Source organism: Brucella gallinifaecis (assembly GCF_006476605.1).
GTDB lineage: Bacteria > Pseudomonadota > Alphaproteobacteria > Rhizobiales > Rhizobiaceae > Brucella > Brucella gallinifaecis.
In genome coordinates, this window is record NZ_ML636811.1 from 12,800 (window position 1) to 27,531 (window position 14,732).

Genomic DNA, 14,732 nt, shown 5'->3' on the forward strand with positions numbered 1-14,732 from the left:
CAGTCTCACTCGGTCATTTTTATATTTCGCCCACAGGAGGGGGTAGGCAGCATGAATGATCAAACAGAACAGGTTTCCCTTGGGAAGCTGATCAGACGCTTTGCGTCTTCACCGGCTGGTTTACCGGCATTGGCAACGCTGTGCCTTGCGCTGATCGCGGTTGTTCCGGTTGTTATGTTTCAGCTACCGCGAAACAGCCAACTTGTGAGGCTGGGGTTATTCGATAATGCCACGGTATCGGGTTGGACATATGTAGGGTGGTGGCTTCTGATACCTGTCTTGGCGTTTGCTGCCGCGACCGTAACGAGGATCCTCCCCGTAGTTGGCCCTTATCGCAAGATCGCTGACCAGATTGCATTTGTAACCTTCGCGGGTGTGTTGGTTTGGTCTTTCACGGGTGGCTCTATCGGCGCGGACATCAGACAGGCGCGTGACGAAATGCGCGGCTTGATGGGAAGCCGTCTCGTGGATCAGTTCCGGTTCCTGATCTTTCCCTATTATGGGGCAATTCTCGCTCTGGTGGCTCCCGCTCTTTTGATTGCTGCGGGTCTCAGAGAACGGCCACGCAAACTGGCGGCGACGTCACAGCCAAAACATGAGGATGCCAAGGAGTGGACATCACCCTGGGGCTTCGGTGCCATTGGTCTTGCGGTGATCGGGGTCGGCGCGTTCGGCTTTGCAATCGTGGGGTTGGTCGGTTTCTTCCTTTTTGGTGGTGTCGGGCCGAACTGGTTTCGCTTCATCATGATCGTGTTCCTGATCATTGCAATAGGCATGGCCGCAACTCTGTTTCTTCGCCATGTACTTGCCGCGAAGCTGAACAGGCCGAGTGATCTGAAAACCCTCATTATACTTGTGACAGGCGGGGGATCGCTCGGCGCGGGAATCGTGATCGGTTTGATGGCGACTGACAATTATCGGATCGGTGCGGTACGGGCCATTATTGCCGTTCTCGTAGCTCTGATTCCCCTTGGCATTGCGATTGCCACCGTTATCAAACGTCGCCGTTCTCAATATGCTGGCTAACTCGGGACACCATACGGCAATCGCAAATGAATGCGCTAACGCATTCGTGCGGCCTACCTCAAACAACTTGGCAATACCCCCTCGGACACGTGATGTGAAATCACCTGCCTGAAACCCGCATAACAGATGCGTCAAATGATGCGTTACGTTGGCATTCTCGTTAATGTAACAATGCTAGCAGCCTGCTTGAACCATCACGTTCGTAAAGTCTTAAATCATTCGACGATTGATAGTGAAGCGAGTGTTATTATGAGTTATTTAGTATAGTTTATGTAACAGACACAGAATACACCTTTTTAAGGTGCGGCTTTTAGAAGCATCTAAAATTATATTTTGATTAGAAATAGATATTCCATATACATAAATAGGTCTTAAAAAATTATTCTCTATTTCTCGAACCCTCAATTAGTCAGAGATAGAGCTTACGGGGCTTTGCGATAGATCATACGTAGTATAGGGGATTAATCGTGGTTAATGATCTAGTAGTCGATCTTTCACGAATTCAGTTTGCCGCAACGGCACTATATCATTTTCTCTTTGTCCCTTTAACTTTGGGTTTGACCATTCTAGTTGCCATTATGGAGACCGTTTATGTAACAACGGGCCGCGAAGTTTATCGTCGCATGACCCAGTTTTGGGCAAAATTGCTGCTAATTAACTTTGCACTTGGTGTCGCAACCGGCCTCACCATGGAATTCCAGTTCGGTATGAACTGGTCATTTTATTCCAGTTTTGTAGGTGACGCTTTTGGTACAGCGCTAGCCATTGAAGGTTTGATGGCCTTTTTCATGGAATCGACATTCCTGGGGCTGATGGTTTTCGGCTGGGATCGCCTCACCAAAATGCAGCATCTGATTGTCACTTATCTGGTGGCCCTTGGTTCGAACCTGTCGGCTTTATGGATTCTTGTTGCAAACAGCTTCATGCAAAGCCCTAAAGGTGCAGATTTCAACCCTGTCACCATGCGCATGGAATTGAGCAGTTTCTTCGACATGTTCTTCAATCCAGATGCTCAGGCAAAGTTTGTGCATACAGTGCTTGCGGGCTATGTCACGGCGGCAATTTTCGTCTGCGGCATCAGTGCATTCTACATGCTTCGCAACCGTCATATGGATATTGCCAAGCGCTCATTCCGTATTGCGGCTCTATTCGGCGTTCTTGGAACAGGTGGTGTACTTACCCTCGGCGATGCGCTCGGCTTCGTTGGTGCCCATGCACAGCCAACCAAGCTTGTGGCGATGGAAGCGCTTTGGAAAACTGAAGAAGCACCGATGTCTTTCAATGCGATAGCTTTTCCTTCACAAAGCGAGCAGCAAAACCTGTTCGCTATCAAAATACCGGCCATGCTGTCTATTCTCGTAACCCATTCTCTTGATGGGACTGTGCCGGCAGCCGATGTATTGGAAGAACGTGCCAAAACGCGTATCCGAAACGGAATTCCGGCCATTGAGGCCATGCAGGTACTCAGTGCAAACCCGACAGATGCTGCAGCGCTGGCCAAGTTTGATTTGCACAAGGATGATCTGGGCTATGGCTTCCTTGTTCAGCGTTATGCACCTGATGGTGACATGACACGTATAACAGATGCCGAGATCGACAAGGCCGCCAAAGACACCATTCCTGAAGTCTGGATCGTCTTCTGGGCATTTCGCGCCATGGTGGGGCTTGGCCTGTTGATGCTGGGTTACTTCGTCCTGTCGTTCATTCTGACGCTGTCCAATTCAGTCCATCATTATCGGTGGTTCCTGCGAGCCTCCGTCTGGATGATTCCCGTGCCGTTCATTGCGTGTGAAATGGGTTGGTTGGTAGCTGAGGTCGGACGACAACCGTGGACGGTCTATGAAGTTCTGCCGACATGGCTTTCTGCATCCACCCATACAGTTACTTATATGATTGTATCCTTGTCGGGCTTCATCCTGCTCTACACAATCTTCGCTATCGTTGAGCTGTTCCTCATGCTGCATTTCATCCGCAAGGGACCAGAAGCACTGGAGGAAACAGATCCTGCAACTGCGCCAGCTCCGGCTGCGGCTTATTAATCGGGAGATCCTGTTATGGATATTTATCTCGTACTTCAGCTTATCTGGTGGTTGCTGCTTGGCGTTCTGCTGATGGGACTTGGCATAATGGTCGGCATGGATATGGGCGTGGGCACATTGCTACGCTATGTTGGTCGATCAGATACAGAACGGCGCGTTGCGCTCAATATTATCGGGCCACATTGGGATGGTAATCAGGTCTGGTTTATTCTTGGTGGCGGTGCAATCTTTGCCGCATGGCCCTTGGTCTATGCGACAGCATTCTCCGGCTTTTACATCGTAATGCTGGTCCTGTTGTTTAGTATGATCGTCAGGCCGCTGGGCTTTGAATATCGCAGCAAGCTGCCCTCTACACGCTGGAGAAATGCGTGGGACTGGACATTGTTCATTTCCGGTTTTGTGCCCATGTTGGTGTTTGGCGCGGCTTTTGGCAATATCATTCAAGGGGTGCCATTTAATTTCGATTGGCGCATGACATCCTATTACACTGGCAGCTTCATTGAACTGTTCAATCCGTTTGCAATCCTTTGTGGTCTACTGTCTGTTTCGTTATCAATCTATATGGGCGGTGCGATACTGATGAGCGGCGGGGTCGGCAATCTGGCGGATCGCGCACGCAAGGCGTCGCTGTTTGGTGGCATATTGGCATTGATCCTGTTCACGATTGGTGGCTTCTGGGTGTCGGGCATGGACGGTTATCAGATCGTACAGGGACCAAACCCCGGCGTTCCACAAACCCCGCTGCATCAGGTTGTCGAGCGGACACCAGGTGCCCTTTTATCCAACTTCCACGAATATTCCGCATTGTGGATTATTCCGGCACTGACTTATTTCGGCATTTTGCTTGGTCTTGTGGCACTTGCTGCACGCAAAGCATTGCTTGGATGGTGGCTGGGAGCCATTGCCTGGATTGGCGTTATCGGCACTGCTGGCGTTGCCATGTTCCCGTTCATGATGCCATCAAGCACCAACCCATCACATAGTCTGACAGTCTGGAATTCCGGCTCAAGTGAGCTGACACTACTATGGATGCTTGGCTTTACAATCGTTTTCATGCCTCTGATCGTCATCTATACGAGCTGGGCTTTCTGGGTGATGCGCGGCAAGGTCGACCCCGATCATGTCGAAACGTCGCACCACGCATTTTAAGGAGAGCGGGATGAGTATATTCTGGCGTTTTGTGCTTGCGATCATCATAGCTGTAATTGCGATTCTTGTTGCCATCATCCTGGGTGACTATGGCCCTTGGTATCTTTCATGGCTTCTGGGAACAGGCTTCATGATCCTTGTTGCAGCACTTGGCGGTATCCTGTTTGAAGAACAGGAAGAGGCAGCCCTGCAAAAAAGCAATGAGGCAGATACGCAGAAATCAAGAGCACCACAAAGACAACTCGAATATTGAGACTGCGTCTTAAACTCTGAAAATACCATACGGTGCACCGCTTCGTATGGGCTGTGTGAGGAAGTTGATGTGATATTTTTCCATCAATACGGGCAGCGGCTCCGCCTCCGGTCATTATTTTTATGAGGCATTCTTTCAGATCACCTTTCAAGGTGCTGAATTTTGCTTTGAGGAGAACAGCCAATGGCTTCGGGTATTTCACGTCGGAATTTTATCAAGCTTGGCACCTTTGCAGGCATCACGGTAATGCTTGGACGCGTTCCGACCGCAGAGGCTTTGGAAGTACATTCAGGTCCAACATCCACCGATTGGATCAGCAAAGACGGAAAAGCACGCTTTCGCTGGGATGGCGTTCGAAAAGTAAGCGGACAAAAGAACTTCGCACGAGATTATCGTGCTCGCGATATTCCGGGTTGGCCAAAGCAACAAAGCAATGCTTTCATGATTAAGGCGACAAGAGCAGACCGGACTTTTGAAGGTGTGGATTTGTCGGTATTGGGTACAGATCTCCAACCTGACAAATTGTTGTTACAGGAAGACTTGAGCCGCGACGGGCTGAACATTCCGCAAGACACCAATATGGGCAAAGGTTTCTACGGCTATAATATTCTTGTGCCCAAAGGTGAAACTCCTCCCATTCTTGGACACCCTGTTGCGATCCTGATTTACAAGGATTTTGATCGGTTTGATGCCGCAAAACGCCGTCTGCGTTTTGAAGATAATGTCGTTATCTATGGCAAAGAAACTGGCCCCAAGCCTCCTGCAAATTATGGCGCTGCGCGTTATGTGCGTATCGGCGGTGAAACACCCTATGATCCATCGGTGTTTTCGCCCTATCAGGATGCTGGCATTAAAGGTGGATTTGACGGCAATACCCCTGTCTGGCCCCCCTATGCGCCTGATAAGGCAATAGCTCTTCCGCCAATCATCCGCAAGGATCGTGGCGGTGGCTTTATTGAAGCCTTGCATCGGGCCGAAGAAAAGCCTGATACCCAAGGCATAGCAATGGACTATGCGAAGAGCATTTCTGACGAGGTTGAAGCCGCGCGCAACAACCCGGACAAAATCGTGCTTGAGCGTCACGGCTTTTCTCAATCCATCGATCCATGTGCACTAGAACCAGACAATTGCAATGCCTGGTATGATGCATCGACAAAAACCATGCATGTCATGACGGCGACACAATCGCCGACAGGTATTGTCAATGCAGTGGCAATGCTTGCCAAAAACAACAAGCTGTTTCCGGTTGAAAATATCGTTCTGCTAACAGGGTCGACAGTTGGTTATGGATCAAAAGACTATTCGGTCTTTCCGTTCTACGCGATGGCAGCATGTTTTTATGGCGAAGGCCTTGCCGTGCGCATGGCTAATGATCGCTATGAACAATTCCAGATGGGTATGAAACGCCATTCCGTTGAAATGGATGTATCGATTACGGCTGACCGCAAGACTGGAAAATTTGAAATTCTCAAAGGATTTTATAACTGTAACGGCGGCGGACGAGAAAATCTGTCCGTTGCGGTTTCGCATGTGGCAGCACGCGGTGCGCAATCGATCTATTATTTTCCAAAGTCTGATTTGACAGCTCTCGCCATGGCAACCCCTGCTGTTGAAGCGGGTTCGATGCGTGGTTTTGGTTCGCTGCAATCCATGGCTATCACCGAACTGATTGTCGATGAGCTGGCCAATGAGTTGAAAATTGATCCTATTGAGCTACGCCGCCGCAACGCCATTCTGGAAGGCTATCCGAATACGCAAGGCGGTATTATTGCGGGCGATCCACGCAATGTTGAAATGCTCGACCTCGCAGAAAAACACCCAATCTGGCAAAACCGTGAAACAGCCAAAGCTGAATTTGAAGCGGCCAATCCCGGCAAACTTTACGGTGTTGGTTTCTCACAGGTTCAACAGGTTTATGGTTCAAGTGGTGTTCCCACAGCCTTGGTTCTGGAATTTGATGCCAATGGCAAGCTGACTATGCGCCATTGCGTGCAGGAGATTGGCACTGGTGGCACAACAGCACAACAGGTCATGATCTGGCAGGCACTCGGCAAAGCGCCTGATGTCGTGGATTTCGGCGTCACGGAATTTGAGCAACTGCCCCTTCACACAAGCTATGCCGACCAGAAGAAGCAGGATGAGCTGTCAAAAACCGATCCTTATTGGACGCCAGCGCTGATACCGGACATGAGTTCGTCGAGCGGTGTTTATTATATCGGTTTCGGCACGCGACAGGCTGGCCGTTTTTTGCTGGAAAACAGCCTGTGGCCAGCAGCCAAAGCATTATGGAGCGAGGGTGTTGGTGGCGGAGCCATTGCAAGCCTGAATGTCGAACTCTCCGATATTCGTGTCGGGTCTGATGGCATTGGCGGTGGCGGCATGACGCCGATCCCGTTTGAACGCCTTGCGAATAAAGCCCATGAAATGGGATTGATTACTGGCGTTGCCGTTCATGCCTATAGCAGCTGGCAATGGTCGCGTGCGGAGTTTGATATTCCAACTGTCGGCGAGCGAAATCTGCCGCTTGATGCGATTGCCGTCAAATATGGGGATGGCGCTTCTGATGAGCTGAAAAGCCGCATGACCACGGCAGGCTATGATTTCATCAAACGTAAGATTGCTTATTATCCACCGACAAAACGCGGTGGCGCGGATCCCACTACCGTTACGCCGGCTGCATGTCTTGTCGAATTGAATGTGAATACATTCACGGGGCATGTTCAGATTATGCGTCATCACATGATTATGGCACCGGGCACGGTGGTCGTACCGCAGCTTGTTTCCGGCCAGATACAAGGTGGCACCGCAATGGGCATCGGTCATGCGCTGATGGAAGAAATGCCACTTTATGAAGATGGACCTGGCAATGGCACATGGAACTTCAACCGTTATACGCTGCCGCGCGCCAAAGATGTCGCGGTTTGGAATCAGACAACCGATTATCTGCCACCACTTTCAGAAACATCACCACCAAAAGGTATGGCGGAACTGGGGATGATCCCGATCCTGCCGGCAACCAGTAATGCGATTACACACGCTACTGGAAAACGTTTCTATGAATTTCCGATCACCCCGGAAAAAATAAAAAGGGCCTTATCATGAGCATCGAAAAACGCCCACTTTCCCTGACCATAAATGGCAAGGCAATCGGTCCAGTCGACGTTCCGGTTGGAATGCCGATGATTGATTTTCTTCATGAATATCTTAATCTAACGGGCACACATTTTGGCTGCGGACAGGGTATCTGTCATGCCTGCACGATTGTCGAAGTGCAAAAAGACGGCACGCGAACTGAAAGCCGGACATGCATCTATGATGCCCATTTCTTCAACGGAAAATCAATTATTACAATCGAAGGTCAGGCTGAAACCGATGCCGATGGTAAAGTCATCCAACTGACACCGATCCAGCAGGCTTTCATCGATAATTTCTCGTTCCAGTGTGGCTATTGCACACCGGGATTTGTTGCAGGAGCGACGGTTTTTATCGATCAGCTCAAGCGTCAGCCCGTCAAGCGTGCAGAGCTTGAAACTGCCATTGAAGAAGCACTCGATGTCCATATTTGCCGCTGCACAGGCTATGTGCGCTATTACGAAGCTATTCGCGATGTGGCACTTGCCACACCCGGCTGCGTCATCGGATAGGGGGAACAGCGATGAAAAGCCATAGATTGCGAAACTCGATCTTAGCCATCATCGTGCTGGGAGCATTGATTGCGCTACCCATCCTGTTTGGTCTTTTTCGTGAAAACAGTGTAGCACCGCAAGCCCAGCAGGCTTTATCACCTGAACAAATGCAGAGCCTTATTCCGCGTGGACGCGAGCTTGCACTGGCTGGGGATTGTTTCGGTTGCCATTCTCTGCCGGAAGGCCCTATGGCTGCCGGTGGCGTACCGATTGCAACCCCTTTTGGTACGGTATACTCGACGAATATTACACCGGATAAGCAATACGGTATCGGCAATTATTCGCGTGCTGATTTTCATCGTGCACTGCGGGATGGGATTGCTGCTGGCAAAGGCAATCTTTATCCGGCCATGCCCTATGTCTACACACATATCACCACGCCCGATGATCTGGACGCTCTTTATGCCTATATGATGAGCATCCCCCCTATTCCGGTTGCCAACAAGAATAATACTGGAGTGTTCATGCTGCCAGTGCGACCATTCATGAATTTCTGGACAATGCTGAATTTCCCCAACAGAGAGGTTCCGCATAATGAGTTGCGCTCCGCCGAATGGAACCGTGGCGCCTATCTCGTTGAAGGTCTTGCTCACTGCGGCGCATGTCATTCACCGCGCAATATTATGATGGGTGTTGATTTTTTCCGCTCGCTACAAGGTGGCGAAGTGGATGGAATGGCCATTCCTAATATTACTCCGGCAGCCCTCACCAAGCACGGTTTTGATGTGGAAACATTGAGCCAGTACCTTTCAACAGGCATTGCACCTCAAGGTACATCCTTTGCTGGTATGAATACGGTGACGCATTTCTCAACCAGCGTCATGGAACCGGAAGACGTGAAAGCGGTCGCAACCTATCTGTTGACAGATGAAGACGGCAATATTGCGCGGGCAGCACCGCCGCCAGCACCCATGCCTGAAGCACACAATCCGCAACCAGGAAGTACCATGGATACAGGCCGTCTGGCCTATATTTCTGCCTGTTCAGGGTGTCATGGTGTAAATGGTGAAGGCATCCCGAATGTAGCACCTGCTATGAAGGGCAATGCCACGCTTGCAATGGATAATCCGCAAACCTTGATCAAGGTTGTGCTCAACGGTATTCCGACACAGACATTTACCAATGGCCAGCGCATGTATGCGATGCCACCATTTGCACATGTCATTGAGGACCCTGAAATCGCAGCGCTCATCAGCTGGATCAGAGCGGAATGGGGCGGACAGACAACAGCTATTACAACCGAGCAGGTCAGCGCTCAGGAAAGCGCCGTTGATTGAAAGTAATAAGCCGGACCAAGGTAACTTGGTCCGGCTTCATAATTTGAATGATGAATGAGCGCGTATTTTTATTTCAGTCATAATTGGATCAACCCCCGGGGGGAATGATGAGTTCAAATATTTCACGTCGCAATTTCATGAAGCTGGGAACAATTGCCGGTATTACTGTCATGCTTGGAAAGCTGCCTTCAGCTCGAGCATTGGAAGTTCACTCAGGGCCAAGCTCATCAGACTGGATGGGTGCCGATGGTCATGCTCGTTTCAGATGGGATGCCATTCGTAAAGTCACCGGCGAAAAGACTTTTTCCCGAGATTATCGTGCACGTGATCTCGAAGGTTGGCCAAAAGAACAGGCACATGCGTTTTTTATCAAGGCGACCGATGCAAAACGGTCATTTGAGGGCGTTGATCTTGGCATTTTAGGCCCTGATCTTCAGCCGGACCGTCTGGTTCTGCATGAAGATTTTGCAGCAGACGGCATATCCGCACCTCAGCCCGAAGGACTGGCTGACGAGTTTTACGGTAAAAACATTCTATTGCCGAAAGGACAGACAGCACCCTTGCTGGGCCAACCGGTCGCATTGCTCGTCTATCATGATTTTGACCGCTTTGAAGCCGCGAAGCGTCTTTTGCGTTTTGAAACCAAAGTTGTGAAATATGGAACTGAAACCGGACTGAAACCACCAGCCAATTATGGTGCGGCGCGCTATGTGCGTATCGGAGGCGACATGCCATCCGCGTCATCGGTTTACTCACCGATACAGGATGCCGTTATATTTGGCGGCTTTGATGGCGATACCCCCACATGGCCCTCAGATAGCTCGACTGGTGTTTTTGTTCCGGCATCCGTGTTGACCAAGCACCGCGGCGGCGGCGGGGTACGTGATCCACTAGAGGTCGCACGCGAAACTTATGAGCCGATGCGACGCGGTATGAACGCAGCTGATGAGATCGAAAAAGCCATTGAAGACGCAGGCAAGGACAACAGCAAGTTTGTTCTGAGGCGGCAGGGCTTTTCACAATCCATCGATCCAAGTGCCATGGAGCCGGATAACGGCAATGCATGGTATGATGAAAAGTCAAAAACGCTGCATCTGATTGTTGCCGCTCAGTCACCTTACGAAGTTGCACGTGTTGCAGCAGTTATGGTCAAGGACAATAAACGTTTCCCCGTTGAAACGATCAAACTCTTGACCGGAACAACCGTTGGTTATGGATCAAAAGATCACTCGATCTATCCATTTTATGCGATTGCGGCCTGTTTTTATGGGGGCGGATTGCCAGTGCGTCTGGCAAATGACCGCTATGAACAGTTCCAGCTTGGATTGAAGCGGCACTCCATTGAGATGGATGTCTGTATCGTTGCCGATCGCAAAACCGGCAAATTCGAGATCATGAAAGGTTTTTATAATTGTAATGGCGGCGGACGAGCCAATTTCTCATTCTCGGTGGCGCAGGTTGCGGCAACGGCTGCACAGTCAATCTACTATTTCCCGAAGTCGGATCTGACATCCATCGCCCTTGCAACATCCGCCGTGGAAGCGGGTTCAATGCGTGGCTATGGCACCATTCAGGTGATGAGTATTACAGAACTGATGGTCGATGAAATCGCAACCGAGCTAGGTATTGATCCGATTGAACTTCGTCTTCGCAATGCCATGCGTGCCGGTGATGAAAATACGCAAGGTGCGCAACCTTTAGGCGATTTGCGCAATGTCGAAATGCTCGAACGGGTGGCGAAAAATCCAATATGGCTCAACCGTGAAAAAGCAAAATCCGACTATGATAAAGTCAATCCAGGGCGTGCCTATGGTGTTGGCGTTGCACAGGTTCAAAAAGATTATGGATCCGGGGCTGATACCTCTGCACTCGCGCTTGAATTTGACGCAAATGGCAAACTGACCATGCGCCATTGCGTGCAGGAAATCGGTACCGGAGCGACAACTGCACAGCAGGTAATGGTACGAAACCTGTTGGGAAAAGTGCCGGATGTCGTTGAATTCGGAGTGACTGATTTCCCTGAATTACCAATGGTCAGCAACTGGTCTCCTTACACCACCACGCAAGAACAGCAGGACGAGCTACAAAAAGACCCATATTGGGTGCCCAACACACTCCCGCCAATGAGTGCATCCAACAGCGCTTATTTTCTCGGCTTCGGAACACAACAAGCCGCACGTTTTCTTTTTGAAAATACCCTTTGGCCCGCTGCGAAAGCGATCTGGAGTGAAGGCGCATCCGGTGGGCAAATTGCCAGCGGTGTTGTCACATTGAGCGATCTGCGTGTTGTGGCAGGTGGTATTGGTGGAGGCGGAATGGAAACGCTTTCCTTTGAGCGCCTCGCACGCAAAGCCCATAAAATGGGGTTAGTCACGGGAGTTTCCATCCATTGTTTCAGTCGCTGGGAATGGGCAACAGCTAAATTCGATATACCCGGTATTGGTCTGCGCGAACTGCCCATTGATCTTTTAGCCCTTCGTTATGGTGATGGCGCCCCGGCGGAACTGAAAAACCGCATGACAACGGCTGGATATGATTTCATCAAACGTGAGAGCGTGAATTTCCCACCCGTTCAACGCAACAATGCCGGTGTCACAACCTATACGCCAGCGGCCTGTATCGTCGAACTCAATGTAAATACATTCACCGGCGAAGTTGAAATCATGAAGCACCACAGTATTCTTGACCCGGGGAATATTATTGTTCCCGAACTGGTTTCCGGGCAGCAACAGGGCGGTCTGGCCATGGGAATTGGCCATGCCCTGATGGAAGAGCTACCGCTTTATGAAGACGGACCGGGAAATGGCACCTGGAATTTCAACCGTTATACACTCCCACGCAGCAAGGACGTCGCAGTCTGGACTCAAACTGCTGAATATCTCGACCCTTTGTCGCAGACTTCTCCGCCCAAAGGCTTGGCTGAAGTAGTGATGATTCCGATTGTTGCAGCGACTGGCAATGCCATTACGCATGCAATCGGTAAACGCTTTTATCGTCTTCCTGTGACGCCCGATAAGATCAAGCAGGCTCTGGAACAGGAATGATGATGCGCATGACTCAAATCAACGGTACAGTTCATGAAACGATCTGAGACAATTGACCCGGCACAAACGCAATACCCGGTATGTACTGCGACAATCAATGAGAATGATTTTCCTTTCATGCCGGCCATATCAACAGAAACATGTGCTCTAGCCATTATTGTTGCGGTTGAAGGCCCGTCCTATCGTCGCTGTGGTGCCGCTATGGTCATTGATGCAGCAGGCCGGAGTTGGGGTAATCTGTCCTCGGGATGCATCGATAAGAATGTCGCGCTAAATGCTCGTAAAGCCATGGAAACTGGCCAAACCATGCGCGTACGCTACGGTAAAGGCTCACCTTATTGGGATGTTCCGTTGCCTTGCGGCGGTGCACTTGACATTCAGATATTTCCATTTCCGGATAAAATACTGCTTAACTCCATTGCAACCAATCTAAAGGCACGCAGACCCGCGATGCTGACCCTACAGGAAGATGGATTGCTGGCTCCTTATCCAACGGGAATGGGACTGCACCTGACTATCCTGCCTCAGATCAGAGTTCTGGTTTTTGGAACAGGGATGGAAACGATCTGCTTTGCAGAACTGGCGATGGCAGCAGGTTGCAAGGTGGAACTTTTTTCTCCTGACCCGGATGTGCTAACACGATTTTCGTGGGCCACGCCACTTGTCACCAATAACTGGCCTTCTAATGTTTTAATTGATGACCGTAGTGCAATTGTGACGTTCTTTCATGATCATGATCATGATCGTGAGCCTGAAATTTTGAAAACGGCATTAGGCAGCCCGGCTTTTTTTATAGGAGCACAGGGTAGCCTGCGTGCACATACATCACGCTGCGAGACTTTGCGTGCACACAGCTGTTCTGAAAATGATATTGAGCGGCTTACCTTTCCTCTGGGGCTAATTCCATCCACCCGCGATGCGCAAACACTTGGCGTTTCAGTGCTGGCACATATTTTGGGAAACGTGGAAAAAATGACCGCGAAAAATCAAGAAACAACATCAGTACAATGAGCGGAACTGCAAAAATTGCTGTCATAGTTCTTGCTGCTGGCCAGTCACGTCGCTTCGGTGCACGTGATAAGCTACTATCGCATTATTCCGGTAAACCGCTGGCATCACATGTTGCGGCATCGCTTCAGGGCGTACCATTTGCATTCGGAGTTGTGGTAGCACGTAACCCTTCAGTAGCAGGCTTATTTACGAAAACTCGTTTACGCTCCCTGTTCCCTAAAAGCACGTCCACTCAAAGCCAGACATTAAAAGCCGGACTTCAGTATGTTAAAAAACGTGGAGCGAGCCACGCCTTACTGGTACTAGGCGATATGCCAAACATCACACACAAACATTTAAAAAAAATCATCACAAAAGCTGGTGTTCATCCAGTCATTTCATATGACCAAGTGTATTCACTGCCTCCAGCATTAATACCACGGCAGCTATTCGGAAAGCTGCAAAATCTGCGCGGGGATATGGGAGCCGGAAAAATACTTATGAAGCACCCTTCCATTATCCGTATCAAGCTGGATCGCGATCAGGCAATGGATATTGATTATTCACTAAAAAACAAATGATCCATTACGAATTCTCTTCATTAGAGTGGTTATGTCGAAAAAATCAGGGGTTTAAGAGCGGCCATATCTATGGACGTAATTATCCGCGGGCTCCGCAAAAACCTTGAATGGCGCGCGGTCATCATTTGCTAATCGGTCTTTGCGGACCATGTCCCTCCATCCGATTCCATCGTCGAGATAAGCCGCGTCAGGGATTTTTAAGCGCAAATATATCGCGTTAAGGGGCAAAGCGGCTTTTATGATCATCGACAAAATGATAATTTCAATGGATATGGCAATCATAACAGTAAAATGTTTTTTGATCGAGTTTCATTGATCTTCCTTTTTTCATTAAAGGTCATGAAAATGGCTGCAATTGTGGCGTGGACCAAATGAAGGCTCATACCGCTTTATAGTAGGCGACGAATTTTCTTCTCTTGATGCTTGGCGCAGTGGCTGGATGACTTCTCGCGCCCGTCCATTGGCTGGATTTGCTTCGGACAAGCGGAGAGGTTTTCATAAGATGAAAGGAAACCTTTATGACGAAGCGATTGCCTTTAGGAGGAATTTGAACGTAAGGCTGTCCGTCTGGCCGAGACGAGCGGTCGGACGCGACGTGAAGTTGCTGAAGACCTTGGTGTAGGACCGTCCACACTCACACGGTGGATTTGCCGCAACCGAAGATATGACAGCCTGTCCGATACTTCA

At 49.8% G+C, this 14,732-nt stretch carries 10 protein-coding genes and 1 pseudogene; all 11 read left to right on the plus strand.

The features are described 5' to 3' along the window. The first annotated feature begins 51 nt into the window (after nt 1-51). The gene (locus tag FHY56_RS14655; RefSeq protein WP_140905903.1) at nt 52-1,026 is read left to right on the plus strand and encodes a hypothetical protein; all 975 of its coding nucleotides are present in this window, start codon (nt 52-54) and stop codon (nt 1,024-1,026) included. A gap of 467 nt (nt 1,027-1,493) precedes the next feature. After that, nucleotides 1,494-3,065, plus strand: a complete 1,572-nt coding sequence (locus tag FHY56_RS14660; protein WP_140905904.1) for a cytochrome ubiquinol oxidase subunit I — start codon at nt 1,494-1,496, stop codon at nt 3,063-3,065. Nucleotides 3,066-3,080: 15 nt separating this feature from the next. Next, nucleotides 3,081-4,214, plus strand: coding sequence for a cytochrome d ubiquinol oxidase subunit II (gene cydB / locus FHY56_RS14665; RefSeq protein ID WP_140905905.1), 1,134 nt, complete (start codon nt 3,081-3,083; stop codon nt 4,212-4,214). Nucleotides 4,215-4,224: 10 nt separating this feature from the next. Beyond that, complete coding sequence (locus tag FHY56_RS14670; protein ID WP_140905906.1) at nt 4,225-4,467, plus strand: hypothetical protein; 243 nt, start codon at nt 4,225-4,227, stop codon at nt 4,465-4,467. Nucleotides 4,468-4,650: 183 nt separating this feature from the next. Beyond that, nucleotides 4,651-7,569: a xanthine dehydrogenase family protein molybdopterin-binding subunit gene (locus tag FHY56_RS14675; protein ID WP_140905907.1), complete on the plus strand. Its 2,919-nt coding sequence runs from the start codon at nt 4,651-4,653 to the stop codon at nt 7,567-7,569. Then, complete coding sequence (locus FHY56_RS14680; RefSeq protein ID WP_140905908.1) at nt 7,566-8,111, plus strand: (2Fe-2S)-binding protein; 546 nt, start codon at nt 7,566-7,568, stop codon at nt 8,109-8,111. Before FHY56_RS14675 ends, FHY56_RS14680 begins: the two co-directional genes overlap by 4 nt. A gap of 11 nt (nt 8,112-8,122) precedes the next feature. Beyond that, entirely contained in the window at nt 8,123-9,430 is a 1,308-nt protein-coding gene (locus FHY56_RS14685; RefSeq protein ID WP_140905909.1) for a c-type cytochrome, read from the plus strand. A 107-nt stretch (nt 9,431-9,537) separates the two neighbouring features. Beyond that, nucleotides 9,538-12,474, plus strand: coding sequence for a xanthine dehydrogenase family protein molybdopterin-binding subunit (locus tag FHY56_RS14690; RefSeq protein ID WP_140905910.1), 2,937 nt, complete (start codon nt 9,538-9,540; stop codon nt 12,472-12,474). Nucleotides 12,475-12,591: 117 nt separating this feature from the next. Continuing rightward, nucleotides 12,592-13,485, plus strand: a complete 894-nt coding sequence (locus FHY56_RS14695; RefSeq protein ID WP_235889513.1) for an XdhC family protein — start codon at nt 12,592-12,594, stop codon at nt 13,483-13,485. Beyond that, entirely contained in the window at nt 13,482-14,045 is a 564-nt protein-coding gene (locus tag FHY56_RS14700) for a nucleotidyltransferase family protein (RefSeq protein ID WP_140905912.1), read from the plus strand. The genes FHY56_RS14695 and FHY56_RS14700 overlap by 4 nt, the downstream gene beginning before the upstream one ends. Nucleotides 14,046-14,612: 567 nt before the next feature. Further along, nucleotides 14,613-14,693 (plus strand): annotated as a pseudogene (locus FHY56_RS14705) (hypothetical protein); the annotation flags it as partial. Between the last annotated feature and the right edge of the window lie 39 nt (nt 14,694-14,732).

Bases quoted from the DNA above. Each gene is read 5' to 3' on its own strand.
- cydB (WP_140905905.1), top strand. From the start codon at position 3,081: ATGGATATTTATCTCGTACTTCAGCTTATCTGGTGGTTGCTGCTTGGC.
- FHY56_RS14685 (WP_140905909.1), top strand. From the start codon at position 8,123: ATGAAAAGCCATAGATTGCGAAACTCGATCTTAGCCATCATCGTGCTG.
- FHY56_RS14700 (WP_140905912.1), top strand. From the start codon at position 13,482: ATGAGCGGAACTGCAAAAATTGCTGTCATAGTTCTTGCTGCTGGCCAG.
- FHY56_RS14695 (WP_235889513.1), top strand. From the start codon at position 12,592: ATGCCGGCCATATCAACAGAAACATGTGCTCTAGCCATTATTGTTGCG.
- FHY56_RS14655 (WP_140905903.1), top strand. From the start codon at position 52: ATGAATGATCAAACAGAACAGGTTTCCCTTGGGAAGCTGATCAGACGC.
- FHY56_RS14690 (WP_140905910.1), top strand. From the start codon at position 9,538: ATGAGTTCAAATATTTCACGTCGCAATTTCATGAAGCTGGGAACAATT.
- FHY56_RS14670 (WP_140905906.1), top strand. From the start codon at position 4,225: ATGAGTATATTCTGGCGTTTTGTGCTTGCGATCATCATAGCTGTAATT.
- FHY56_RS14680 (WP_140905908.1), top strand. From the start codon at position 7,566: ATGAGCATCGAAAAACGCCCACTTTCCCTGACCATAAATGGCAAGGCA.
- FHY56_RS14675 (WP_140905907.1), top strand. From the start codon at position 4,651: ATGGCTTCGGGTATTTCACGTCGGAATTTTATCAAGCTTGGCACCTTT.